The following is a 24315-nucleotide window of genomic DNA, read 5'->3' as shown; positions in this document are numbered from 1 at the left end:
CCCCGTATTTGGAGCACCTGCATGAGCAACATAAGCGCCGAAGTCTCTGAGAAACAGAGCAATCTTCGGGCAAAAGGGCCATTCCAGCGGCTGCTGCGCACAATCGGACCTGGTTTCATCACAGGCGCTTCGGACGACGATCCTTCGGGCATCGGCACCTACAGCCAGGCGGGCGCCCAGTTGGGGTTCAATGTCGGCTGGACGATGGTCTTCACCTTTCCGCTCATGGTCGCGATCCAGGAGATAGCAGCGCGAATAGGCCGGACGACAGGTCGAGGTATTTCCGGCAACCTCGCACGGCACTACCCATCTCCGCTGATGTATTTTGTAGCCTTGCTTTTGTTCGCCGCCAACGTGATCAACATCGGGGCGGACCTGAGCGCGATGGCTGATGCATTGTGGTTGCTGGTGGGCGGCCCAAGCTCGCTTTACGTCGTTGCGTTCGGCGTGGCATGCGTTTTGGCGATCGTCTTCCTCGACTACAGCCGCTACGTCACGGTCCTGAAATGGACAACGCTGAGCCTCTTTGCCTACGTGGTGGCCGCGTTTCTGGCTGATATCCCATGGGGCGAGGCACTCAAGGGAATCGTCGTTCCGCATGTCGAATGGAGCCGGGCGTTCTTCACGACGCTTCTGGCCATACTCGGCACCACGATTTCTCCCTACCTGTTCTTCTGGCAAGCATCGCAAGAGGTCGAAGAGGAGAAGATCGACCCGAAGGCCAAGCCTTTGAAATGGGCACCCTGGCAGGCGCCGCGAGCGTTCCAGCGCATTCGCGCCGACACCCTGGTAGGTATGGCTTTTTCGAACCTGATCGCCATTGCAATCATCGTCACGACGGCCGCCACCCTGCACAAGGCGGGGGTGACCGACATCGATTCCTCCGCCGACGCAGCCAAGGCACTGGAGCCGGTCGCGGGCAAATTCGCCTTTGTGATTTTTGCGATGGGGATTATCGGCACTGGCCTTCTCGCCGTGCCGGTTCTCGCCGGCTCGGCCGCTTTCGCCGTGGGCGAGGCGCGCCGCTGGCCAGTGGGGCTGGAGCGCAAGCCGAAGCAAGCGTTGGCATTCTATGCGACCTTGGCCGCCGCCGTGGTGCTGGGAATGGGGATCATGCTGACGCCGATCGATCCCATCAAGGCGCTTTACTGGAGCGCCGTCATCAACGGCATATGCGCGGTTCCCGTAATGGTCGTCATGATGCTGATGACCGGGCGTTCCGAGATCATGGGCGAATTCCCCGTCGAGGGCTGGCTGCGCTTTCTCGGCTGGCTCGCGACGACAGCGATGGGACTGTCGGTTGTCGGCCTCGCGCTGCAATGGGCCTTTTGAAATGACCCGACCGGGTCAGGCTCCGGTATGACGCTGGGCGCCCGCAGGGGACGAGGACCTTGGCATCCGCCGGCAGTCGCGTACGGCACCCTCGTCAACGTGCGCTCAGCGCGACCATGCGATCGAGGGCGGCGCCAAGGCCTTTCAGCGACACCGGAAAACTCAGCTTGGTGTCGGCCGCGGTGGTGACGTCGAGTTTCAGCTCGGTCCCCGCCTTGAGCTTCTGCATCAGCGCCCGGTCGATCGGAAACAGCGCCACGCAGCCGTTCGGCAGGCAGGTCCTGAACTTCAACGCCCCGACGGGCGGCTGGTCGTCGATCTGTGGCGTCACGCCGGGCTCGAACAGGATGCCGAAGGGCAGCAGCAAGGTTCCGATCAGCCCGCCCTTCTGCCCCACGCGCAGTTCCACGGCCAGAAGCCTCTGGCCGTTTTTCTGCGTCTGGTCCTGCGTGACCGTGCAGACCCGGGCATTGTCCTGCATGCCGCAGGCCAGCTGCCAGTCCTGATAGGTTTCCTGGAGCGACGATGCGCCATTGGGAAGCGAAGCCTGCTGCTGTTGCGCGAAAACGGCCGGCACCGAAGCGGCGAAGGCAGCCGCGCAGATGACGGCTGCCTTCGGGAAAAGCTGTCTACGAACCAATGAATGCTGCCTTCTCTTGGGTGCTGGGCAAATGCCCGAAGTAGCGGCTCGAGGACCCGTGTTTATCGTCACGTACAGACCCATTCACGGATCTTGCATTGGGTCCCCCCTGCCTCGCAGGCTTGCAGGGCGAGATCCTCCGCTTCCCGGCGGGTCTCGGCGGAGTTCACGCCCCACGGGGTGAACCGGTGCTCCACTTTGTCTGCCACGGCGAGCGCGCCGCAATGCTTGTAGGGAAATCCGGTCTTATCGTCGTCCGTCCAATGACGGTGATTGCGGAACACGGTAACGACGTTACAGGCCTTTCCACCGGCATTCTCGCAATATTTCTGCGCTATGTCCTTCGCTTCCTGCCGCTTGTCGGCGCCCCAGAAGAAGCCGTATTTGGTATCGGTCTGGGAGTAGGCGATTGCCGCCCAGATACCTTTCTCCTCCTGCGGTGGCTCGGACGGCTCCACCAGATCGGCCGAGACGACCTGCCCGCTCCACAGCAAGGCCATGCACAAGACTGTCAAACGTCGCGATTTCATGGTCCGCAATCCTTTCCAGGGCGCCTCGCCCATTCGCCTGACATTCTCACTTGGCCGCCGATGCGATGGAAATCACCACGCAGGTGTTGCCCGTCGGCAGCAGAAGGGCTTCGCCCGTGTTGCCGCCAAGCTCGTACACTTCGACCTGTCCGAGATGATCCGTGATCTTGCTGCCCTGCGGAAGCGCGGACGTGACGTCGGCGCAAGGGCTGGCGAACGGCGCCACCCGCACCATGGTGCCTTCGCAACCCGTGGCGGTGGGCGAAGCAAAAACGATGCCGGCGGCCGGCCCGCTGTAGCGCTCGGTCGCATAGTCCAGGCCGACAAGCGCCTGCACGGCGTGCTTGTCGGCGGCCTGGTCGCTCCACAGCGACTTGACGCTGTATTTCGAGCCGGTCGTCAAGAGCTGTCCGAGCACCGGATAGACGGTTGAACAGGCCTGCACGCCGGATTGCTTGACGTGTTGGAGGAAGGGCGAGTCCGGCAGCGCGGGCGGCGCCGTGCCGGCCTGAGCGGCCGTCGGCGTGCCGACGAGACCGGCGATCGCGGCATAGTTCGCTGCGGCGAAGCCGATGCCCATCATGACCAGCCCCAGCGCACACAAACCGATGACGCGCGGCCAACGCCGCGGCGGCTCGACGGTCCTCTTGCGGTCCGGCTCGACGGTCGGGTTGCTGCGCGTCGCGGAGATGAACGGGTCTTGCTGGCTCACGGTGCTGCCTCGGTTATTTGACTGGCGCAAGGGCCTCGGACAGCCCCTTGAGCGTTGCGGTGACGGTAACGGTCTGGCCATCGACGGTCGGGTAGGAAATCGCCGGCGTCGCCTTCTGCGCTATCTCCTGGCGCATCAGAGGTCCCACCGGCAGCATGCCGACACAGACCATTTCGTTGCAGCCGTTCAAATGCACGTCGATGGATTCGGCGCGCCCCTCGAACTTCAGCGATACCAGCCCATCGCTCCTGGCGTTCGGCGCGGTGCGCAGGATCATGTAGGGTTTGCCGTCCTGGGTGGCGGCGAGCGACCAGCTGAACGCCATCTTGCCCGCCCCGTCCTCGATCACCTGCGAGACGTTGCAGACCTTCTTGCGCGCCTTGAGGTTCTCGTCGCAGATCAGCGTCCAGTTCTCGAAGGGACGGATGGTGCGCTGGTATTGTCCGAGCTTCACGTCCGGCGGCACGACCACGTCGGAGGGCTTGACCCTATAGGGCGAAGCCGTCTGCGCGGCAGCCGGCGCCAGCCCGCCGGCAAGCGCCAGGCAGATCAGGAATGCCATGGCTAGTCCGGGAAAACCAAACGGGGTTCCCGGATTCGAGCCTGGCCTGACATGGCCGGTTCGCCTGTTCATTCCCGCCCCAGGTCCCCGCCTCAGTTCAAGGTGAAGCTCAGCCCGGCGCCGACACCGACATTTCCACCCGCCGCCGTGCCGGACACATTGCCACGGATGCGGCCGTCCTCGCTGGTGTAGCCCGCGCCGAAGGCAAAGGCGCTCGAGTCCCGCCAGAAGCCACCGCCCGCCGCCACGCTCAGCTTGCCAGGACGGTCGTCGTAGCGGAGCGAGGCTGCCGCCAGACCGATTGCCGCCGCCTGCCGTGCTTCGTCCCGGATGCCGCTGATGTCGGAATTGAGCTGGCTGAACTTCTGGTCGGTATAAGTGTTGGCTTGTTGCAACGTCGTGACAGCCACCTGGTCGGTATAGGTCTTGCTCTGAGCCAGGTTCAGGTTCAGCTGGTTGACGTTGACCGCGTCGGTGCCGGCAACGCCGGGGCCGACATTGGAGATGACGACAGGCGCATTCGGATCGCCGCCCTGCAGCGTGATCTTGTTGACCTTGGTCGTCGATCCGTCCGGATTGGTGACGGTGTCGTACTGCACGGTGTTTTGGACGGTGCCGCCGATGCCGCCGATCGTTTTGGTCAGGTCTTCGATCGCTGTGTTGGTGGCGTAGAGCTGCGAGCCGTTGATCGCATCGGTGCTGTCGGAAGAAACGCGTCCGGCGGCGACATTGGTGATCGTCCTCTCCGCGCCGGCATCGCCGACGCTGACGGTGCCGTCCGGGGTCGTGCCGGCAAAGGCGTAGGTCTTGCCGTTGATGACCGTGTTGGACGTGCCGACGGCGGTCTGCGACACCGAGCCGGAGCCAAGCGCCACATCGCTGGCATTGTTGGCCTGCGCGCCCTGGCCGAGCGCCACGGCGCCCTGCCCGGTCGCCGTCGAACCATGGCCCGCGGCCAGGCTGTCGGTGCCGCTCGCCACGCTCTCCGGCCCGATCGCCACCGCGTCGGTGCCGCCGGCAAGGCTGTCGGCCAGCGTCGAATTGGCATGGAAATATTTGATGCCGCCGCCATTGTTGATGGTGGTGAGCGCATTGTTGACGGCGGTGAAGCCGTCATAGACGGTCGAGTAGTTGTTGCCCTGGATGTTGTAGGTCGGCCCGGTGATCGAGCCGTCGGGATTGACCGTGGTGCCGCCGCCGAACAGGTTGGAAACGTTTTGTGAGACACCGCGCAACTGCGAGACGTTGACGCCGTCCGTATCGGCCGAACCCGCCGCGACATTGGTGAGCTTGCGCTCCGCCCCGGCGGCACCGAAGGACACTTCGCCGGCCGATGTCTGCGCGGCGCCGAGGGCAAAGGCTGTGTAGCCGGCCTGCGCGCCGACCGTGGTGATGGATGACGCGCCCAGCGCCACGCTGTTGGCGAAGATGCTTTGGGCGCCGGCGCCCAGTGCGATGGATTGCACGCCGGCGGCGGTGGAGTCGGTGCCGAGCGCGATGCCGTCGGCCAGCATGACATGGGCGTTCTGCCCGATGGCGGTGCCGCCGGGTGCCGTCTGGTCGACGACGGCTCCATTGCCGATGCCGACGCCATTGTCGCCATTGACGACCGTGGTCGGGCCAACCGCGACCGATTCCGCTCCGACCGCCAGCGAGTCGCCGGCTGTCGAATTGGCATGGAAATATTTCGTCGAGGTGGCGGAGACCGCCGCGATCGCTCCCGCCAGCTGGCGCACAGTCACGGCGTCCTGGTCCTGCGTGCCGTCGGCCACGTTGGTGATCTGCCGGTAGGCCGTGGCGGTACCAACCGACACGGCGCCGAGCAGCGTCTTGTCGGTCGTGTTGTACTGGATGAAGTTGGACGGGCCGGCCGCGATCTGCCCGGAAGCCGGAGCGATCGCGCGGTCAGAGACCGAACCTTGACCGAGCGCCACGCTGCCGTCGATGCTGGCCGCGCTGTCGCGACCGAGCGCAAGCGCGCTGACGCCGGTCGCGGTCGCCTGGTAGCCGACTGCGGTGGAACCGACGCCTTGCGCGAAGGAATCGGTCTGCGCCAGGCCGGTCTCGTTGGTGCGGGCATAGCGGATGCCCTCGCCATTGGCGTTGGTGTAGATCGCCGAGGTGTCGCCGGCGATGTTGTTGATCGTGTTGCCGAGATTGGTGATGTTGCCGCCGATATTGGCGATGTCGGTCGTGTTCTGCGTCACCTGCTGGTTGGTGGCGAAGAGCTGCGAGCCGTTGACGGCATCGGTCGAACCGCCGTTCAACTGTCCGGCGGCGACGTTCTGGATCTGGCGCTCGGCGCCGGCCGAGCCGACCGAGAAGGCGCCCGCCGGCGTGCCGCCGGCGAAGGTGTAGTTGACGCCGCCGATCGTCGTGCCGCCGACATTGGTCGTGGCGCCCGACGTCGAATTCAGGCCGATCGCGACGTCGCCGGCATTGTTGGCCACCGCGTTCGGGCCGACAGCGACGGAATCGGCTCCCAGCGCCTGCGAATCCGCCAGCGTCGAGTTGGCGTGGAAATACTTGATGCCGCCGCCGACATTGATGTTGTTGACGACGGCGCCGATGGCGTCGACCGCCTGGTTGGTGGCGAAGAGCTGCGAGCCGTTGATCGCGTCAGTCGAGAGCGCGCTGATCCGCCCCGCAGCCAGGTTGGTGATGGTGCGTTCCGCGCCCGGCGCGCCGATGCTGACCGTCGAGGTCGGGTTGGTGCCCTGGAAGGCATAGGTCGTGCCGTTGACCACCCCACTGGCGGTGCCGACCGCCACGGCGGTCACCGAGCCCGAGCCCAGCGCCACGTCGCCCGAGCTTGCCGCCGCCGAGGCGCCGTTGCCCAGCGCGACATTGCCGACGAAACCGGCGGCGCCCGCGGTGGAGCCGTTGCCCAGCGCGACGGAGCCTTGCCCGATCGCCTTGTTGTTGTTGCCGATGGCGACGGCGCCATTGGCCATATTGGCTCCGGTCGCGGTCGCCGTGCCGTCGCTGTTGGCGATGTTGTTGGCGCCGCCGGTGAAGGCGCCGGTGCCGCTGGCGAAGCTCGGATCGCCGATGGCGACCGCGCCGTCGCCAAAGGCGGTGTTGTTCGCACCGATCGAGACGGCTTGGCCGCCGGTCGCCACGGCGTTGGTACCCATGGCAACCGCGTTGGTGGAACCGGCCGCGGCATTGTTGCCGATGGCGATGGCGCTCGTAGCCGACGCCGCGGCGCCGATGCCAAGTGCGGTGCTGGCAACCCCGCTGGCGTTGGAGCTGACGCCGGCAGCGAGGGAATTGTCTCCCGTAGCCTTGGATCCTGTCCCGTACGAGGAGGCGTTTGTGCCACTCGCAACAGCCTGGCGTCCGGTGGCTGTGGAATTGTCGCCGCTGGCGTTGGTACCGGCGCCTACGGCAACCGATAAAATACCACCGGAACTTGCATTGTTGCCGAGCGCAAGGCCCGAGGTCGCGGTGCTGGCAACGATTGCGCCCGAGCCTATCGCAACAGCACCACCGGCTGCAAGCGCCTGCGCTTGGTTACCCATGGCGACCCCGAAGGCTCCCGATGCAACCGTGCTGGCGCCGACGGCGACCGAGTTAGTTGCCGATGCCGCGGCTGTGACGCCCATCGCTATGGCGGACGTGCCCGTTGCCTTGCTTTGGCGCCCGATCGCAGTGGAGTCAACCTGAGACGCCAGTACGTCCGTGCCAATGGCGATGGCGCTTTCCTGAAGGGCGCCCCCTCCCGCAACAGTTCGGTTGCCAAGATTGACGGCATTGATCGCGGTCGCGGTCGCCTGGAAGCCGATGGCGATGGCGTTCTGATTGCTTGCGACGGCGCTATTACCTTGGGCAAGCGAATCCAGCCCGGACGCTGTTGCCCCAAACCCGAGCGCGGTGGCGCGCAGCCCGGTCGCCCGGGTAACGTAGCCGATCGCCGTCGAGTTCAATCCGTCGGCACGCGCGTTCAGGCCAAAGGCGGCCGCGCCTGCGGCTGCAACCGAGTTGACGCCAATCGAGCTTGCTCCGTCCCCGTTGGCATGGGCGTTCCCGCCCAAAGCGAGGGCGTTGACGCCGGTCGCGCCCGCGAACACGCCTATGCCTATGGAATTGAGGCCATTGACACTCATCGCATAGCCGATGGCGATCGTAGCGTCGCCCGTTGCACTGTTGGAGGTGCCCAACGCCGTGCTGTTATTGCCATTCGCCGTCGCGCCGTTACCGATGGCGACGGCGTTGCCGCCTGTCGCCGACCCGCCACCGGCCTGATATTGCGCCAGGGCCGGCGTTGCAGCCATGCCGATCGCGAAGGCGCCCAGCATCGCGGCCGGCGCCCCGCCGACGCCCAGCGTTCCCAGCCCCAGGCGCTTGCGTCCCATACCCAGCGCGCGATGAGCCATGCGCAGCACCGCCATCAAACGACGACGAATTGAGCGGGAACGGGGATCGGTGCCGGCGATCCAGTTGCCGGCGAAATGCGCCGCGCGACGCTGCACAACAGGCGAGCCGCTCGAAATCTGATTGTCGGTCATGATGCCCTCTCCGCTGGCCGGCATGGAATCGTCTGACAATTCCAGTCCACGGCAGGAAGACATGATTCCTGCTTGCCGTATTTCACGAAATTGCTGTCTTGTGAGAAAAGATCCGAGCATATAGGCGGAGGTTAACAGCTCGTTACCTTAGCAACTGCTTTAAAACCAAGTAATCAAGCAACGGTGTGGGCGACGCTTCATCTAATCTTGGCGTTAAGCTTCCCTACCCGCGCCTGCAATGGGGTCACTTGCCGGTATTTCTTCATCACGGTGGTAAAATGGCTCTGGCTTGAAAATCCGCTGGAATGGGCGATGTCGGCGATCGTCATGCGGCTGTCGGCAAGCAGCCTTTCGGCGAGGTCCAGCCGCAGGTCGAGAACATATTGATGCGGCGGCACGCCGAACGTCCTGGCAAACGCCCGCACGAAATGAGAAGGCGACAACCCGCACACCGCGGCCATCTCGGCAAGCGCCAGCTTGCGGGTGAAGTTCTCGTGCAGGAAGTCTTGCACCTTGCGGGCGGCGCGGGGAGAAAGCCCGCCTTTTGCAGTGAGCGCCGGCTGCCGCGCCGAATTGATTCGAGAAACTGACCCGGGGAAACCATCATCGCCCGGCATTCTTCGGCCTCCTGATAAGTTCCAGATAAAGTTCAACCCGAGGCTTCCCTGGCCGTTCCCGCGAAAAACAATTCGTGATTGCTCGACGCGGGCCGGCGTCGTCGTGAGGCCCGTTCATGTGAGCGATCCGTCCGGACGGCGAACGATGCGCAGGCTGCATGGGCGCAAGCACGATCCCTGCGGAGTACTCCTTGGCCAGGAATGTCTGCGAGCCGGGCCCGCGAACGGAATAAATCACGCTTCCTTGCGCTGTGGCCCTGCGCGGACCTGCACTTTCAGGAATGATGTCCAGGACGTATCGAGCTGCTCGCTTCCGATCGATGCCTCGGGAAATGCCGCTTTCCCGTGCCTCGTCCGCATTTTTCATTCGCACTGCCTCAGCCGTCCGACGACGCCTCACATCCCCTTCCCGGCCCCGAAGACAGCGTAACGCAGCCATCTTCGCTTGGGAAGAACTCCCACGTGCAAAGAAAAATCTTTGTTCGAGAAAAGAACAAAGAATGGCGGTGAATGGGAGTTGCCGAGCGTTTCATTTTCGCTCGGCGCGAGGTCTTCGCCATCCAGGAGTTCGCCAATCGGTGCTGACACGCCCGGTCGCGCGATTCTGTGTTCTCGTCAACCGCTGACGGCAGGTGCCTGGCGCAGCCTGCGCTGATTGATGGCTTGCCCGCGAGGTCGAGCATGGGAGCCGCCGTTCGGAGCCGGTGATTGGCAGTCCGCTGCTACAGATCACCGCGCCGGTTCTCGTACAGATCCCAGGCGAGTTCCACGAAAGCCAGAAGAACATCGTCCCGCTTCCAGCCGGCCGCCACCGCGGCCTGCACGATCTCATTGACGAGAGGCAGCAACTGGTCCTGGCAATCGGCCGGCGCATCGCCGTCGCCCACTGGTGGCCCCTCGAAGTTGAACGTCATCATTCGGCGCCCCCCTCGCCATCAACCGAAGTGTTACATCGCTAATTTCATTCCCTCTGATATACAATGGATGCGGTACCAAAGTACAGGAAGCCTCGATGACCAAAGCAGCGCGGGACGGCGCCGGATCGCACCGGCTCTATGCTTTCCCACGCGGTGAGGCTGGGCTCTCTCGGGTGGAATTTATCGCAGGTTGATCGAGCCAACTGCTCAATCCTCAAACGAACGTTCCCACCAGTTGGAGAGCCACGCTTGGCGGCCGAGGCTCTCGCGACCAGCGGCGGCCTGCCGTGCTCGCGACGGCGAGGCCGTCAAGGCCGCGGTCCGCGCCGATATCGACGCCGCTTTCAGCGTCCTGGTTGGCCTGCTCAAATAACCGTGCGCCGCCGTTCTCGCACATGCAGAGACGTGGATACGGCCGGCTGCATTGCCTTATGCGGGCGCTCGCTGGATAGTCCCGGCAATGTTCGAGACCCTGGCGATTCACTGGCCCCAAATACTGGCGATCATCTCGGTGGTGATGGCGACCATCGGCATTGCCCATGCTGTCATGACCAAGGAGGACGTCCGCGCCGCCACCGGCTGGGTCGGCATCATGGTGCTGTCGCCGATCCTCGGCGTGCTGATCTATGCCGTGGCCGGCATCAATCGCATCCGCCGCGCCACGATCAGCGCCCAGCGCCCGCTCGCCGATGGCCTGGTGTCGGCCAAGCATGAACGCGACGTCGCCCTCGAAGAGGCGTTGATCATCGAACGCTATGGACAGCGGTTCACCGGCCTCAGGACGCTGGGCGACAGGGTGGCGCGGCGAACGCTCAACCCGGGAAATGCAATCGAGGTGCTGGAAAGCGGCGACGAGGCCTACCCGGCCATGTGCGCGGCGATCGACGGGGCCGAGCGCAGCGTCCTGCTCGAGACCTATATTTTCGACAACGACGCCGTCGGCCTGCTTTTCGTCGAAGCGCTGGCCGGCGCCGTCCAGCGCGGCGTCACCGTCCGTGTGCTGATCGATGCCGTCGGCGCACGATACTCCGTCCCCAGCATCCTGGGGCATCTGCGCCGCGCCAACATCACGGCGGATGTCTTCAACGGCAACATCGTCATGGGCCTGCGCCTGCCCTATGCCAACCTGCGGACCCACCGCAAGATCCTGGTGGTCGACGGCACGGTTGCCTTTACCGGCGGCATGAACATCCGCAAGGGTTTTTCGGCGGAGTTCGCCGGGTCGAAAAGCGCCAGGGATACGCATTTCCAGGTCACCGGCCCCGTTGTCGCCGATCTCTTCTCCGTCGCCGCCGAGGACTGGCGCTTTGCCACCAAGGAGGCGCTGAAGGGCGATGCCTGGCGGATCACACCGGTTTCGCCACCCGCCGGCCAGCCGATGCTGGTGCGTGCGGTCGCATCCGGACCGGATGCAAGCAACGAAACCAACCACAAACTGCTGATCGGCGCCTTCTCGGTCGCGCGCAAGTCGATACGGCTGATGTCGCCCTATTTCCTGCCGGACCGGGAATTGATCAGTGCCTTGATCACCGCGGCCAGGCGCGGCGTCGAGATTGATGTCGTGGTGCCGGCGGTGAACAACCTCTTCCTTGTCGATCGCGCCATGACCGCGCAATTCGACCAGATCCTGAAGAATTATTGCCGCATATGGCGCACGGAAGGGCCCTTCGACCATTCCAAGCTGCTTTCGATCGACGGCGCGTGGGCCTATGTCGGGTCCTCCAACCTCGATGCCCGCTCGCTGCGGCTCAACTTCGAGATCGACCTTGAGGTCCTCGACGCGGGTTTTGCCACCGAGATCGAGACCCGGATCGGATCGGCGATCGAAACGGCCGTCCCAGTCACGCTGGCCTCCTTGCGGGCGCGTCCGTTCATCATCCGGCTGTTCGATCGCATGCTCTGGCTGGGATCGCCCTATCTCTAGGAAACTATCTCTGGGAAAAAACCTGTCGTTAAGAAAACGACGTGTTTACCGGATAGGGTGTCGCCAACCATGGAACATCGGCTGAAAGACTCTATTTCTAGGTGCATGGTGAGAACAGCAAGGACGATCGGCGCGCGATGCGAATGAACGGGCGTAGCCTGCCGGCCAATATGCTCCTGTCCATTCGCGACCGGCGGATGCGCAAGGCCAACGCCTTCTCGGCGAAGAAGGACGGCGTCACCGGGACGCTGGTCGCCTCCTACAACGTCCACAAATGCATCGGCGTCGACCGCAAGTTCGATCCCGACCGCACCAGCCGCGTCATCCGGGAGATCGCCCCCGATGTCATCGCCCTGCAGGAGGCCGACAATCGTTTCGGCGACCGTGACGGGCTTCTCGACCTGCACCGTCTAGAACTCGAAACCGGCCTCGTGCCGGTGCCCATTTCAGCAACGGGCAAAGGCCATGGCTGGCACGGCAATGTCCTGCTGTTCAAAAGGGGCGTCGTTCGTGACGTGCATCAGATCAGGCTCCCGGGTCTCGAACCGCGCGGCGCGGTGGTCGCGGAAATCGATCTCGACGGAAATCGGTCCTTGCGCATCATCGCGGCCCATCTGGGCCTGCTGCGCCGCTCCCGCTCGCAGCAGGCCCAGGTCGTGCTGGATATCATGAACAGTCCCGACGAGAAGCCGACGCTCCTGCTCGGCGACCTGAACGAATGGCGGCTCGGCAACCGCTCCGCGCTGAACACGCTGCACGCGAGCTTCGGCCCGCAGCCCCCTGCCGTTCCCACCTTCCCGTCCAATCTGCCGCTGCTGGCGCTCGACCGGATCATGGCCAACCGGCACGGCATGATCGGGACCATCGAAGCGCATGACACACCGTTGTCGCGCGTGGCCTCCGACCATCTGCCGCTGACCGCCTTCGTCCATTTGTAATATGCGGCCGATAACGGCTTGATGTCGCCAGCGTCGCAAAGCGTGTGGATTTGAGCGGAACACCCGGTTGTTCCGCGAGTTTATGTGTGTTGAACATGCAGGAGGACAGAATGAGAAAGTTGATTTTGGCTTCGGTGCTGGCGTTTGCCGCGTCAGCTGCGGCGATTGCGCCCACGCAGGCTGCCAGCGTGACTATCCAGTCCGACGACGGCAACCAGTATTCCTCGGACGAAGATTCGGGAATCGTCGTGCGCCGTCATCATGAGCGCCGCTACGACAACGAGTATGATGGCGACCAGAGCGTCCAGTATGACAATGACGGCTACCGCTGGCGTCACCACCGCCATCACCGCTGCCACATCGAGACGGTCGTGCATTGGCGCCACCACCACAGGGTGGTCGAAGACGTTCGCGTCTGCGGCTGATCAACGTCTCCTGCCAAGCCGATACTTTTCGCCGCCGGGCATTCTGGGCATAGCCACCGACCTTCCAAGGTCGGTGGCTATGCTGCATTGCACAAATTTGCGGCCTTGCTCATAATGCGGGCATGGTCCGAGCTTCCCTCGCCGTCCTGGTGATCGACGAAAACCGCATCCGCGCTTCGATAATCGAAGCCGGATTGCGCGAGGCGGGTCATCAGCAGGTCACCGTCATCCATGACGTCTCGGGCATTGCGCGCCGCATTGCCGAGATCGAACCCGACGTCATCGTCATCGACCTTGGCAATCCCAACCGCGACATGCTGGAAAACATGTTCCAGCTGTCGCGGGCCGTAAAGCGCCCGATCGCCATGTTCGTCGACCGCTCGGATCAGGCCTCGATCGAGGCCGCGGTCGATGCCGGCGTTTCGGCCTATGTCGTCGACGGGTTGAGGCAGGAGCGCGTCAAGCCGATCCTCGACATGGCGGTGAGCCGCTTCAACGCTTTCTCGCGCATGGCACGTGAACTGGAAGAGGCGCGCAGCGAACTCGAGAGCCGCAAGGTGATCGACCGCGCCAAGGGCATCTTGATGAAGTCGCGCGGCCTGACCGAAGAGGCCGCCTACACGCTGCTGCGCAAGACCGCGATGAACCAGAACCGCAAGATCGGCGACATCGCCCAAAGCCTGGTGACTGCCGCCGGGCTTCTCGGACCGGCGGAGGACGAATGAGCATGGGCGCCGAGCACCAGATCACCGCCGGCTTCATGCCGCTTTTCGATAGCGCCGTGCTGGTCGCGGCCGGCGAACTGGGCTTTGCCGCGCGCGAAGGCATCGATCTCACCCTGCACCGCGAGACCTCCTGGGCCAACATCCGCGACCGCATCGCCATCGGCCATTTCGACCTCGCGCACATGCTCGGACCGATGCCGCTCGCCTGCAATCTGGGCCTCACTCCGCTCGCCTCCGAGACCATCGTGCCCTTTTCGCTGGGGCTCGGCGGCAACTGCGTCACCATCTCCAACGCCGTCTGGGCCGGCATGGCGGCGCACGGTGCGGCACCCGATCTCGATCCGGCCCGTGCCGGCGCGGCACTTGGCGCCTTCATCCGCGAGCGGGCCGACGCCGGCCGGGACCCGCTGCGTTTCGCCGTCGTGCATCCGCATTCCGGGCACAATTACGAACTGCGTTACTGGCTTGCCGCCTGCGGCGTCGATCCATCGCGCGAGATCGAGATCGTCATCGTGCCGCCGCCCTTCATGGCCGACGCGCTGGCCGCCGGCCGCATCGACGGCTATTGCGTCGGCGAGCCCTGGAACAGCGCCGCGGTGGCGGCCGGCACCGGCCATATCGTCACCGTCAAGGCACGGATATGGCGCAACAGCCCGGAGAAGGTGATTGGCGTGCGCAAGGCCTGGGCCGAACAGGTCCCAGAGGCGCTGGCGGCCCTCTTGCGCGCATTGCATCACTCGGCGCGCTGGTGCCAGGATCCGGCGAACCGTGACGAATTGGCCGCGGTGATGGCGCAACGTGGCTTCCTTGGCCTGCCGCCGGCGGTCCAGATGCCGATCCTGACCGGCCATCTCCGGCTGGGCGGCGAGGCCGAGCTGGACATCGACGACTTCTTCGTGCCGTTCGACAAGGCCGCCAACTTTCCCTGGAAAAGCCATTCGCTGTGGTTCTACACGCAGATGGTCCGCTGGGGCCACGTCGCGCACACGCCCGACAATCTCGCCATCGCCCGCGACTGCTACCGGCCCGATCTCTACCGCGCCGCGCTGAAGCCGCTTGGCGTGGCGCTGCCAGGCGCCAATGCCAAGGTCGAGGGTGCGCTGAACATCGCAACGCCCGTCGGCTCGGCGGGGGCAAGCCTGGTGCTCGGACCGGACGGTTTCTTCGATGGCCAGATCTTCGATCCAGACGAGATCGACGCCTATATCGAGAGGCAAAAATCAGCCATCGGGGAAGCCTGATCATTTTAGCGCCATGCTTGTGCATTGCACAAAAATTATGCGCTCGAAAGGTGAGCTGACCAATGTTTGACCTCAGTCGCGACGGATCGGGTCGCCGCATAAAGCCCCCACCGTATTGATTCCATTTGGATTTTTCGGCCAGAGGTAAACTGGCACGGTTCCTGCTTTGAAATAAACGAGCCTTCACGGGCAATGGAACAGGCGTCCAATGGCGGGCGCCGTAGGCAAAGCTGCCGCTCAGGTCACTGCGCAATCCCCAGGGATGCGCGAAGCCTGGCCGGTGGCTTTTTTGTTTTTGGCCGAACACGCAATCGACGGCGCTTCCAACGCGCCCAACCGGAGACGACGATGACGAAACGGATCGGAACTGGCACGTCCCTCAAGGATTTCACCCGCCGCGATTTTCTGGCCAGCAGCGCGCTGACGGCAGGACTGTTCCTCGCCGCAAAGACATTGTTTCCCGCCGGCGCTCATGCCGAAGGGAAAGGTCCCGAAGTAACCGGCGCCAAGCTCGGCTTCATTGCGCTGACCGATGCCGCGCCCCTGATCATCGCCAAGGAGAAGGGCCTGTTCGCGAAATTCGGCATGCCTGATGTCGAGGTGCTCAAGCAGGCCTCCTGGGGCGCGACGCGGGACAATCTGATGCTCGGCGGCGAAGCCAATGGCATCGACGGCGCCCACATCCTGACGCCGATGCCTTACCTCATGCACACCGGCAAGGTGACGCAGAACAACCAGCCGCTGCCGATGGCGATCGTCGCCCGCCTCAACTACGACTGCCAGGGCATTTCGGTCGCACAGGAATATGCCGCGACCGGCGTCGGCCTCGATGCCGCCAAGCTGAAGGACGCCTTCGCCGCCAAGAAGGCCGAGGGCAAGGAGGTCAAGGCCGCCATGACCTTCCCGGGCGGCACCCATGATCTGTGGCTGCGCTACTGGCTGGCGGCCGGCGGCATCAACCCGGACAAGGACGTCTCGACCATCGTCGTGCCACCGCCGCAGATGGTGGCCAACATGAAGGTCGGCAATATGGACGTGTTCTGCGTCGGCGAGCCGTGGAACGAACAGCTTGTCCATCAGGGTGTCGGCTTCACCGCCGCCACGACCGGCGAACTCTGGAAGGGCCATCCGGAAAAGGCGCTCGGCCTGCGCGCCGCCTTCATCGAAAAATACCCCAACGCCACCAAGGCGATCGTCATGGCGGTGATGGCGGCACAGCAATGGTGCGACGCCAAGGAAAACAAGGACGAGATGGCCGCCATCATCGGCAAGCGTCAATGGATGAACGTGCCCGTCGCCGACATCATCGGCCGCCTCAAGGGCGACATCAACTACGGCAATGGCCGGGTCGCTGCCGGTACCGACCTCTACATGAAATTCTGGAAGGGCGGCGTCTCCTACCCGTTCAAGAGCCACGATAGCTGGTTCCTCGCCGAAAACATCCGCTGGGGCAAGTTCGCGCCGACCACCGACATCAAGGCGCTGGTCGAACAGGTCAACCGCGAGGATATCTGGCGGGAGGCGGCCAAGGAACTCGGTGTCGCCGCGAGCGACATCCCGGCCTCGTCCTCGCGCGGCGTCGAGACCTTCTTCGACGGCAAGACTTTCGATCCGGCCAACCCCTCGGCCTATCTCGACAGCCTGACCATCAAGGCATCGGCTTAGTCAGGCCGTTTGTACCCAACGCAAACGGCGCCAGCGCCGTTTGGCGCTCAGTACCGCACCAGCACACCACGGAGTATCCCAGGACATGTCCATCCAAGCCGTCGAGGACACCAAGGTGAAAGCATTCCCGGCCAAGTCAGCCGAGGTGGTCGCCTTCACCGGCAAAGCGCGGCGCCGTGTCGATCCGGTGGCGGTCGCCGCCAAGGTGGCCAGCGCTCTCGTCCCGCCCGCCATCGTCATCGCCCTTCTGCTTGTCGTCTGGCAGGTCGCCTGCTCGTCGCCGACGGCAAGCCTGCCGCCGCCGAGCCAGGTGTGGAACGAGGCCTATGACCTGATCGCGCATCCATTCTTCGACAACGGCCCGCAGGATATCGGCCTTGCCTGGCGGGTGCTGATCTCGCTCCAGCGCGTCGCCATCGGCTTCGGCATGGCGGCGGTCGTCGGTGTGGCGCTCGGCGCGCTGGTCGGCCAGTCGATCTGGGCGATGCGCGGCCTCGATCCAGTGTTCCAGATCCTGCGCACCGTGCCGCCGCTCGCCTGGCTGCCGCTGTCGCTCGCCGCCTTCCGCGACTCCAACCCGTCGGCTCTGTTCGTGATCTTCATCACTTCTATCTGGCCGGTCATCATCAACACTGCCGTCGGCGTGCGCAACATCCCGCAGGACTATCGCAATGTCGCCCGCATCCTGCGGCTGAACCAGCTCGAGTTCTTCATCAAGATCATGGTGCCGGCCGCTGCGCCTTACATCTTCACCGGCCTGCGCATCGGCATCGGCCTGTCCTGGCTCGCCATCGTCGCGGCCGAAATGCTGACCGGCGGCGTCGGCATCGGCTTCTTCATCTGGGACGCGTGGAATTCGTCACGGCTGCCCGACATCATCGTCGCGCTCGCCTATATCGGCGTCACCGGCTTCTGCCTCGACCGCCTGGTCGCGGCGGTCGGCGCCTTTGTCACCCGCGGCACGACGGCAAAGTGAGGAGAGCGCCATGACCGCCTATCTCAAGCTCGACCATATCGACAAATCCTTCGCTCGTGGCAGCCAGGTAAGCGATGTGCTGAGGGACATCCGGCTGACCATCGACAAGGGCGAATTCGTCTCCATCATCGGCCATTCCGGTTGCGGCAAGTCGACCTTGCTCAACCTGATCGCCGGCTTGACCAAGGTTTCCGCCGGCGCGGTGTTGCTGGAGGACAAGGAGGTCGACAGCCCCGGCCCCGAGCGCGCCGTTGTGTTCCAGAACCACTCGCTGCTGCCGTGGCTGACCGTCTACGAGAACATCAATCTGGCGGTGTCGAAAGTCTTCGGCCGCTCGAAGAGCAAGGCCGAGCGGCATGACTGGATCATGCGCAATCTCGACCTCGTGCAGATGGCGCATGCGAGCGACAAGCGGCCGGCCGAAATCTCCGGCGGCATGAAACAGCGCGTCGGCATTGCCAGGGCGCTTGCCATGGAACCCAAGATCCTGCTGCTCGACGAGCCGTTTGGTGCGCTCGACGCCTTGACCCGCGCCCATCTGCAGGACGCTGTGATGGACATCCATTCCAGGCTGGGTTCGACGACGATCATGATCACCCATGACGTCGACGAGGCGGTGCTGCTGTCCGACCGCATCGTCATGATGACCAACGGCCCGGCGGCGACCGTCGGCGAGGTGCTGCCCGTGCCGCTGGCGCGGCCGCGCCGACGCATCGAACTTGCCTCCGACCGGACCTTCCTGCGTTGCCGCGAGGCGGTGCTGAAGTTCCTCTACGAACGCCACCGCTTCGTCGAAGCCGCGGAGTAACGCCATGACCGAAAAACTCGTCATCATCGGCAACGGCATGGCGCCCGGGCGCATGCTGGAGCATCTGCTGGAACAGGCGCCGGGCCGCTACGCCGTCACCATCTTCAACGCCGAGCCCAGGGTCAATTACGACCGCATCATGCTGTCGCCGGTGCTCTCCGGCGAGAAGGCCTATGAGGAAATCATCATCCATGGCGACGGCTGGTACATCGCCAATGACATCACCCTCTACAAGGGCCACAAGATCATGGCCATCGACCGGCAAGCGAAGACCGTCACCTCCGACCACGGCGTCACCGAGCCTTACGACAAGCTTGTCATCGCCACCGGCTCGGTGCCGTTCATCATCCCGGTGCCCGGCCACAATCTGCCGGGCGTGCTGACCTATCGCGATCTCGACGACGTTCAGGCGATGATGCTCGCCGCCCAGTCGCGCGCCAAGGCCGTCGTCATCGGCGGCGGCCTGCTCGGATTGGAGGCGGCGGCCGGCCTCAACGCGCAAGGCATGGATGTCACCGTGCTGCACGTCATGCCGACGCTGATGGAGCGCCAGCTCGATCCGGCCGCCGGCTACCTCCTGCAGCGCGCGGTGGAGCAGCGCGGCATCAAGGTCGTCACCAAGGCCAACACGCAGGCAATCACCGGCAATGGCAAGGTCGAGCGGGTGGAACTCGCCGACGGCACAATCATCCCGGCGACGCTGGTGGTCATGGCGGTAGGCATCCGGCCGAACGCGGCACTGGCCAAGGATGCAGGCATTGCCGTCAACAGAGGCATCGTCGTCGATGCCGGGATGCGCAGCAACGACCCGGATATCTACGCACTCGGCGAATGCGCCGAGGTGGGCGGCATGGTCTACGGGCTGGTGGCGCCGCTCTATGAGATGGCGCGTGTCGCCGCTCATCAGCTTGCCGGCGACGAGACCGCCGCCTTCGTCCACATGGACACGCCGACCAAGCTCAAGGTCACCGGCATCGACCTCTTCTCGCTCGGCGACTTCGCCGATGGCGACGACCGCCAGGAGATCGTGCTGCGCGACGCCTCGGCCGGCGTCTACAAGCGGCTGGTGCTCAGGGATGACCGCATCATCGGCACCGTGCTCTATGGCGAGACATCGGACGGCGCCTGGTTCAACGACCTGAAGAAGAAACAGACCGACATATCGCAGATGCGCGATACGTTGATCTTCGGCCAGTCCTACCAGGGGGGTGCCCCGCTGGACCCTATGGCGGCCGTTGCAGCCTTGCCGGATGATGCGGAAATCTGCGGCTGCAACGGCGTCTGCAAGGGCAAGATCACGGGCGCGATCACGGGCAAGGGGCTGACTTCGCTCGACGACGTGCGCGCCCACACCAAGGCGTCGGCGTCTTGCGGCTCCTGCACCGGGCTGGTCGAAAAGCTGATGGTGCTGACGCTTGGCGACACCTACAGCCCGGCCGCCGTGCAGCCCATGTGCTCCTGCACCGTTTTCGGCCATGACGACGTGCGCAGGCTGATCAAGGCCAAGGGGCTGAAGACCATTCCGGCGGTCATGCAGGAGCTGGAGTGGAAGACCTCCTGCGGCTGCGCCAAATGCCGGCCGGCCCTTAACTACTACCTCGTCTGCGACTGGCCGGACGAGTATGCCGACGACTACCAGTCGCGCTTCATCAACGAGCGCGTCCACGCCAACATCCAGAAGGACGGCACCTATTCGGTGGTGCCGCGCATGTGGGGCGGCGTCACCAATGCGGCCGAACTGCGCGCCATCGCCGACGTCGTCGACAAATTCGAGATTCCGATGGTCAAGGTCACCGGCGGCCAGCGCATCGACATGCTGGGCATCCGCAAGGAGGACCTGCCGGCGGTGTGGGCCGACCTCGGCCAGGCCGGCTTCGTCTCGGGCCATGCCTATGCCAAGGGCCTGCGCACGGTGAAGACCTGCGTCGGCTCGGACTGGTGCCGCTTCGGCACGCAGGATTCGACAGGTCTCGGCATCCGCATCGAGAAGTTCATGTGGGGCTCGTGGACGCCGGCCAAGGTCAAGATGGCGGTGTCGGGCTGCCCGAGGAATTGCGCCGAGGCGACCTGCAAGGACGTCGGCGTCATCTGCGTCGATAGCGGTTACGAGATCCATTTCGCCGGCGCCGCCGGGCTCGACATCAAGGGCACGGAAGTGCTCGGCCTGGTCAGGACCGAGGACGAGGCGTTGGAGCATATCGTGGCGCTGACGCAGATGTATCGCGAGCAGGGCCGCTATCTCGAACGCATCTACAAATGGGCCAAGCGCATCGGCATCGTCGAGATCAAGCGCCAGATCATGGACGATGGCGAGAAGCGCAAGGCCTATTACGATCGCTTCATCTTTTCGCAGAAGTTCGCCCAGGTCGACCCATGGTCCGAGCGCGTGTCCGGCAAGGACAAGCATGAATTCCGGCCGATGGCGTCGGTCGGGTTTGCGCAGGCGGCGGAGTGATGGAGATGTCAGCGCGAGGCACCCCCCTCTGGCCTGCCGGCCATCTCCCCCGCAAGGGGGGAGATCGGATGTCATATTTGCTTTCGCCAATCTCCAGCGCTGAAGAAAATGCGCCTGCGCTCAAGCTGCCAATCTCCCCCCTTGCGGGGGAGATGTCCGGCAGGACAGAGGGGGGTGCCTTGGCACATTCATATCAAGCAAAGGCACACCTATGACCTGGACATCGATCGGCACCCTCTCCGACATTCCCCGCCGTGGCGCGCGCTGTGTCGCCACCCCGCAAGGCAAGATCGCTGTCTTTCGCACCGCCGACGACCAGGTCTTCGCCATCGAGGACCATTGCCCCCACAGAGGCGGGCCGCTGAGCCAGGGCATCGTGCATGGCGCGGCGGTGACCTGCCCCTTGCACAATTGGGTGATCTCGCTGGAGACGGGTAAGGCGCTGGGCGCCGACGAAGGCGCCGTGCGCACGATTCCCGTGAAGCGGGAGGGCGAGCACCTGTTCGTCGCGCTGGAAGCGCTGGCCAGCCGCGCGGCCTGAACTATGGAGATTGACGCAGCGCGCGAGGTGAGGACCACCTGCCCCTATTGCGGGGTCGGCTGCGGCGTGCTGGCGAAGGTTGCCGCGAATGGGCAGGTGTCGGTCCGTGGCGATCCCGATCATCCCGCGAATTTCGGCCGGCTCTGTTCCAAGGGCTCCGCACTGGCCGAGACGATCGACCTCGACGGCCGGCTGCTCCATCCACAAATCCACGACCGCCCCGCCGGCTGGAACGAGGCGCTCGACCTCGTCGCCTCGACCTTCCGGCACACCATCGCCGAACATGGCCCCGACGCGGTCGCCTTCTACGTCTCCGGCCAGTTGCTGACCGAGGATTATTATCTCGCCAACAAGCTGATGAAGGGGTTCATCGGCTCGGCCAACATCGACACCAATTCGCGGCTCTGCATGGCTTCGTCGGTCGCTGGCCATTGCCGCGCGTTTGGTTCGGACACCGTGCCGGGAATCTACGAGGATCTGGAACTGGCCGACCTGATCGTGCTGGTAGGCTCCAATCTCGCCTGGTGCCATCCCGTGCTCTATCAGCGCATCGCGGCTGCCCGGGAAAAGCGGCCCGAGATGAAGATCGTGCTGGTCGATCCGCGCCGTACCATGACATCAGACATCGCAGACATGCATCTGGCGATCGCGCCGGATGGCGACGTCGCCCTGTTCACCGGCCTGCTCGCCTGGCTCGGCCAGCACAATGCGCTCGACCGTGCCTATATCACGGCGCATACGGCCGGATTCGGACAAGCCCTGTTCGCCGCCTCGACGCTGGACCTTGCCGGCGTCGCTGCCGCCACGGGCCTCAGCGAGGACGAACTTAGCCGTTTCTACAGCCTGTTCGCCAGGACCGAAAAGGCCGTCACCGTCTACAGCCAGGGCGTCAACCAGTCGTCCCAGGGCACCGACAAGGTCAACGCCATCATCAACTGCCATCTCGCCACCGGCCGCATCGGAAAAGCGGGCGCCGGCCCTTTCTCGGTCACCGGCCAGCCCAACGCCATGGGCGGCCGCGAGGTCGGCGGCATGGCCAACATGCTCGCCGCCCACATGGAGATCGAAAACCCCGGGCATCGCGAACGCGTGCAGCGCTTCTGGAAGGCGCCGGCGATTGCCGGGGAGCCCGGTCTCAAGGCGGTCGAGATGTTCAAGGCGGTGGCCGATGGGCGCATCAAGGCGTTGTGGATCATGGCCACCAACCCGGTCGATTCCATGCCGGATGCAGGGGCAGTCGAGGCGTCGATCAAGGCCTGCCCCTTCGTCGTGGTGTCGGACGTGCTGGCCGAGACCGACACGGTCCGCCACGCCCATGTCCGGCTGCCGGCCACGGCCTGGGGCGAGAAGGACGGCACCGTCACCAATTCCGAGCGCCGCATCTCGCGCCAGAGGCCGTTTTTGGCCGCCCCCGGCGAGGCGCGGCCCGACTGGTGGATCATTGCGGAAGTCGCAAGGCGGATGGGCTTTGGCGAGGCGTTTGCGCATAAGAGCCCGGCGGGGATCTTTGCCGAGCACGCCGCGCTGTCGGGGTTCGAAAATGATGGCGAGCGGGATTTCGACATCAGCGCTTATGCTGCGATCGATGTTGAGGACTACGAAGGATTGGCTCCGTTCCATTGGCCGGCGCCGAGCCCAGGCACCCCCCTCTGGCCTGCCGGCAGGCCAGAGGGGGGTGCTCAAGCTCAGCTTCAATCAGAAGGGGGTGCTCAGGCTGGAACTCGGCCAGAGGGGGCCACTTCGATTGAACGCCAACCAACCCGTTTCTTCGCCGACGGCAACTTCTACACGCCCGACCGCAAGGCCCGCTTCATCGCTCTGCGCCCAACCGTCGAGACCCGCATCACCGCCGCCTTCCCGCTCGTCCTCAACACCGGCCGGATCCGCGACCATTGGCACACCATGACGCGTACCGGCAAAAGCCCGCGCCTGTCCCAGCACATCGCCGAGCCCTTCGTCGAAATCCATCCCGAGGATGCACAACGCCACGGCATTGGCGACGCCGACATCGCGCGCGTTTCGACTCCGCGCGGCGAAGTGCTGGTCCGCGTGCTGGTGACAACGCGCCAGCGCCCGGGCAGCCTGTTCGCCCCGATGCACTGGACCGACCAGTTCGCCGCCAGGGGCCGGCTCGACACGCTGACAGCGTCGCTTGCCGATCCCGTGTCGGGGCAGCCGGCGCTAAAGCATGTCGCCGCCCGCATCGAGAAATTCACCGCTGGGGCCTTTGGCTTTGCCGTGACACGCAAAAGGCCCGTGACGATGGCCGCCGACTACTGGGCGACCGCCAGATGCCGGGGCGGCTGGCGGGTCGAACTGGCCTTTGCCAATGACGATATCGACTGGACGGCCTTCGCCGGCTCTCTCTTCGATGCCGCGGATGCCGAAATGCTCGCCTATCACGACCGCGAGGCCGGCCAGCACCGCATCGCCGCCTTCCAAGGCGAGCATCTGGCGGGTGCCTTGTTCATCGCACCCGGTCCGGTCGCGGTGTCGCGCGGCTGGGCCGCCGAGCAGCTCGGCGAGGTCCACGCCAGCCAGCGCGAACGCTTCAGGATCGTCGCCGGCCGTGCCGGTGCCGAGCGGCCCGATGCCGGCGCGACCGTCTGTTCCTGTTTCAACATCGGGGTGAACCAGATTACCGCGGCCGTGGCGGCCGGCTGCAACAGTGTCGAAGCCATCGGCGCCACGCTGAAGGCAGGTACCAATTGCGGTTCCTGCCGGTCGGAAATCCGCACGATCATCCAGGCCTGTCGGGTTCAGGCGGCCGAGTGAAGGCGTCCGTCCCACCTGGCA

The 24315-nt window shown here is 64.6% G+C and carries 19 protein-coding genes; 12 read left to right on the top strand and 7 right to left on the bottom strand.

All coding sequences use genetic code 11. The annotated features are described in order from the left end of the window. Positions 1-21: 21 nt before the first annotated feature. The gene (locus tag MESAU_RS10210) at positions 22-1332 is read left to right on the top strand and encodes an NRAMP family divalent metal transporter (RefSeq protein WP_015315970.1); all 1311 of its coding nucleotides are present in this window, start codon (positions 22-24) and stop codon (positions 1330-1332) included. Between the two features lie 94 nt (positions 1333-1426). Here MESAU_RS10210 and MESAU_RS10205 read toward each other — a convergent pair whose 3' ends face one another. The 7 genes from MESAU_RS10205 to MESAU_RS10175 all read right to left on the bottom strand — a co-directional run bounded on the left by MESAU_RS10205 (position 1427) and on the right by MESAU_RS10175 (position 9821). Next, complete coding sequence (locus tag MESAU_RS10205; RefSeq protein WP_015315969.1) at positions 1427-1972, bottom strand: invasion associated locus B family protein; 546 nt, start codon at positions 1970-1972, stop codon at positions 1427-1429. Between the two features lie 68 nt (positions 1973-2040). Further along, entirely contained in the window at positions 2041-2502 is a 462-nt protein-coding gene (locus tag MESAU_RS10200) for a DUF4189 domain-containing protein (protein WP_015315968.1), read from the bottom strand. Positions 2503-2548: 46 nt separating this feature from the next. Continuing rightward, a complete protein-coding gene (locus MESAU_RS10195) occupies positions 2549-3214 on the bottom strand; it encodes a hypothetical protein (RefSeq protein WP_015315967.1) in 666 nt (221 codons plus the stop codon). 13 nt (positions 3215-3227) lie between these two features. Further along, positions 3228-3776: an invasion associated locus B family protein gene (locus tag MESAU_RS10190; protein ID WP_015315966.1), complete on the bottom strand. Its 549-nt coding sequence runs from the start codon at positions 3774-3776 to the stop codon at positions 3228-3230. Positions 3777-3868: 92 nt separating this feature from the next. Then, positions 3869-8287: a YadA-like family protein gene (locus MESAU_RS10185; RefSeq protein ID WP_041163676.1), complete on the bottom strand. Its 4419-nt coding sequence runs from the start codon at positions 8285-8287 to the stop codon at positions 3869-3871. A 197-nt stretch (positions 8288-8484) separates the two neighbouring features. Next, positions 8485-8904 carry an AraC family transcriptional regulator gene (locus tag MESAU_RS10180; protein ID WP_015315964.1) on the bottom strand — a complete coding sequence of 140 codons (420 nt, stop codon included), beginning with the start codon at positions 8902-8904 and terminating at the stop codon, positions 8485-8487. Positions 8905-9626: 722 nt separating this feature from the next. Then, complete coding sequence (locus MESAU_RS10175) at positions 9627-9821, bottom strand: hypothetical protein (RefSeq protein ID WP_015315963.1); 195 nt, start codon at positions 9819-9821, stop codon at positions 9627-9629. A gap of 460 nt (positions 9822-10281) precedes the next feature. Here MESAU_RS10175 and MESAU_RS10170 point away from each other — a divergent pair, with 460 nt between their 5' ends. The 11 genes from MESAU_RS10170 to MESAU_RS10120 all read left to right on the top strand — a co-directional run bounded on the left by MESAU_RS10170 (position 10282) and on the right by MESAU_RS10120 (position 24294). Continuing rightward, positions 10282-11745 carry a phospholipase D-like domain-containing protein gene (locus MESAU_RS10170; protein ID WP_015315962.1) on the top strand — a complete coding sequence of 488 codons (1464 nt, stop codon included), beginning with the start codon at positions 10282-10284 and terminating at the stop codon, positions 11743-11745. Positions 11746-11882: 137 nt separating this feature from the next. Further along, a complete protein-coding gene (locus tag MESAU_RS10165) occupies positions 11883-12683 on the top strand; it encodes an endonuclease/exonuclease/phosphatase family protein (protein ID WP_015315961.1) in 801 nt (266 codons plus the stop codon). Positions 12684-12793: 110 nt separating this feature from the next. Further along, a complete protein-coding gene (locus MESAU_RS10160) occupies positions 12794-13108 on the top strand; it encodes a hypothetical protein (protein ID WP_015315960.1) in 315 nt (104 codons plus the stop codon). A gap of 122 nt (positions 13109-13230) precedes the next feature. Continuing rightward, positions 13231-13833, top strand: coding sequence for an ANTAR domain-containing response regulator (locus MESAU_RS10155; protein ID WP_015315959.1), 603 nt, complete (start codon positions 13231-13233; stop codon positions 13831-13833). 2 nt (positions 13834-13835) lie between these two features. Further along, the gene (locus tag MESAU_RS10150; RefSeq protein WP_041163325.1) at positions 13836-15074 is read left to right on the top strand and encodes a CmpA/NrtA family ABC transporter substrate-binding protein; all 1239 of its coding nucleotides are present in this window, start codon (positions 13836-13838) and stop codon (positions 15072-15074) included. Positions 15075-15422: 348 nt separating this feature from the next. Continuing rightward, the gene (locus MESAU_RS10145; RefSeq protein ID WP_015315957.1) at positions 15423-16739 is read left to right on the top strand and encodes a CmpA/NrtA family ABC transporter substrate-binding protein; all 1317 of its coding nucleotides are present in this window, start codon (positions 15423-15425) and stop codon (positions 16737-16739) included. A gap of 85 nt (positions 16740-16824) precedes the next feature. Then, complete coding sequence (ntrB, locus tag MESAU_RS10140; RefSeq protein WP_015315956.1) at positions 16825-17715, top strand: nitrate ABC transporter permease; 891 nt, start codon at positions 16825-16827, stop codon at positions 17713-17715. Positions 17716-17725: 10 nt separating this feature from the next. Continuing rightward, a complete protein-coding gene (locus tag MESAU_RS10135) occupies positions 17726-18523 on the top strand; it encodes an ABC transporter ATP-binding protein (RefSeq protein WP_015315955.1) in 798 nt (265 codons plus the stop codon). A 4-nt stretch (positions 18524-18527) separates the two neighbouring features. Next, positions 18528-20978, top strand: a complete 2451-nt coding sequence (nirB, locus tag MESAU_RS10130) for a nitrite reductase large subunit NirB (protein ID WP_015315954.1) — start codon at positions 18528-18530, stop codon at positions 20976-20978. A 211-nt stretch (positions 20979-21189) separates the two neighbouring features. Further along, positions 21190-21519: a nitrite reductase small subunit NirD gene (nirD, locus tag MESAU_RS10125; protein ID WP_015315953.1), complete on the top strand. Its 330-nt coding sequence runs from the start codon at positions 21190-21192 to the stop codon at positions 21517-21519. A gap of 3 nt (positions 21520-21522) precedes the next feature. Continuing rightward, positions 21523-24294, top strand: a complete 2772-nt coding sequence (locus tag MESAU_RS10120; RefSeq protein WP_015315952.1) for a nitrate reductase — start codon at positions 21523-21525, stop codon at positions 24292-24294. Positions 24295-24315: the final 21 nt, after the last annotated feature.

Source organism: Mesorhizobium australicum WSM2073, from assembly GCF_000230995.2.
Lineage (GTDB): Bacteria > Pseudomonadota > Alphaproteobacteria > Rhizobiales > Rhizobiaceae > Mesorhizobium > Mesorhizobium australicum.
Note: the sequence above shows the minus strand (reverse complement) of the source record. Positions and strands in the feature narration are given on the sequence as shown.

Coding starts and splice junctions, on each gene's coding strand:
- MESAU_RS10210 (WP_015315970.1), top strand. CDS start 22: ATGAGCAACATAAGCGCCGAAGTCTCTGAGAAACAGAGCAATCTTCGG.
- MESAU_RS10200 (WP_015315968.1), bottom strand. CDS start 2,502: ATGAAATCGCGACGTTTGACAGTCTTGTGCATGGCCTTGCTGTGGAGC.
- MESAU_RS10190 (WP_015315966.1), bottom strand. CDS start 3,776: ATGGCATTCCTGATCTGCCTGGCGCTTGCCGGCGGGCTGGCGCCGGCT.
- MESAU_RS10185 (WP_041163676.1), bottom strand. CDS start 8,287: ATGACCGACAATCAGATTTCGAGCGGCTCGCCTGTTGTGCAGCGTCGC.
- MESAU_RS10180 (WP_015315964.1), bottom strand. CDS start 8,904: ATGCCGGGCGATGATGGTTTCCCCGGGTCAGTTTCTCGAATCAATTCG.
- MESAU_RS10175 (WP_015315963.1), bottom strand. CDS start 9,821: ATGATGACGTTCAACTTCGAGGGGCCACCAGTGGGCGACGGCGATGCG.
- MESAU_RS10170 (WP_015315962.1), top strand. CDS start 10,282: ATGTTCGAGACCCTGGCGATTCACTGGCCCCAAATACTGGCGATCATC.
- MESAU_RS10165 (WP_015315961.1), top strand. CDS start 11,883: ATGCGAATGAACGGGCGTAGCCTGCCGGCCAATATGCTCCTGTCCATT.
- MESAU_RS10160 (WP_015315960.1), top strand. CDS start 12,794: ATGAGAAAGTTGATTTTGGCTTCGGTGCTGGCGTTTGCCGCGTCAGCT.
- MESAU_RS10155 (WP_015315959.1), top strand. CDS start 13,231: ATGGTCCGAGCTTCCCTCGCCGTCCTGGTGATCGACGAAAACCGCATC.
- MESAU_RS10150 (WP_041163325.1), top strand. CDS start 13,836: ATGGGCGCCGAGCACCAGATCACCGCCGGCTTCATGCCGCTTTTCGAT.
- MESAU_RS10145 (WP_015315957.1), top strand. CDS start 15,423: ATGACGAAACGGATCGGAACTGGCACGTCCCTCAAGGATTTCACCCGC.
- ntrB (WP_015315956.1), top strand. CDS start 16,825: ATGTCCATCCAAGCCGTCGAGGACACCAAGGTGAAAGCATTCCCGGCC.
- MESAU_RS10135 (WP_015315955.1), top strand. CDS start 17,726: ATGACCGCCTATCTCAAGCTCGACCATATCGACAAATCCTTCGCTCGT.
- nirB (WP_015315954.1), top strand. CDS start 18,528: ATGACCGAAAAACTCGTCATCATCGGCAACGGCATGGCGCCCGGGCGC.
- nirD (WP_015315953.1), top strand. CDS start 21,190: ATGACCTGGACATCGATCGGCACCCTCTCCGACATTCCCCGCCGTGGC.
- MESAU_RS10120 (WP_015315952.1), top strand. CDS start 21,523: ATGGAGATTGACGCAGCGCGCGAGGTGAGGACCACCTGCCCCTATTGC.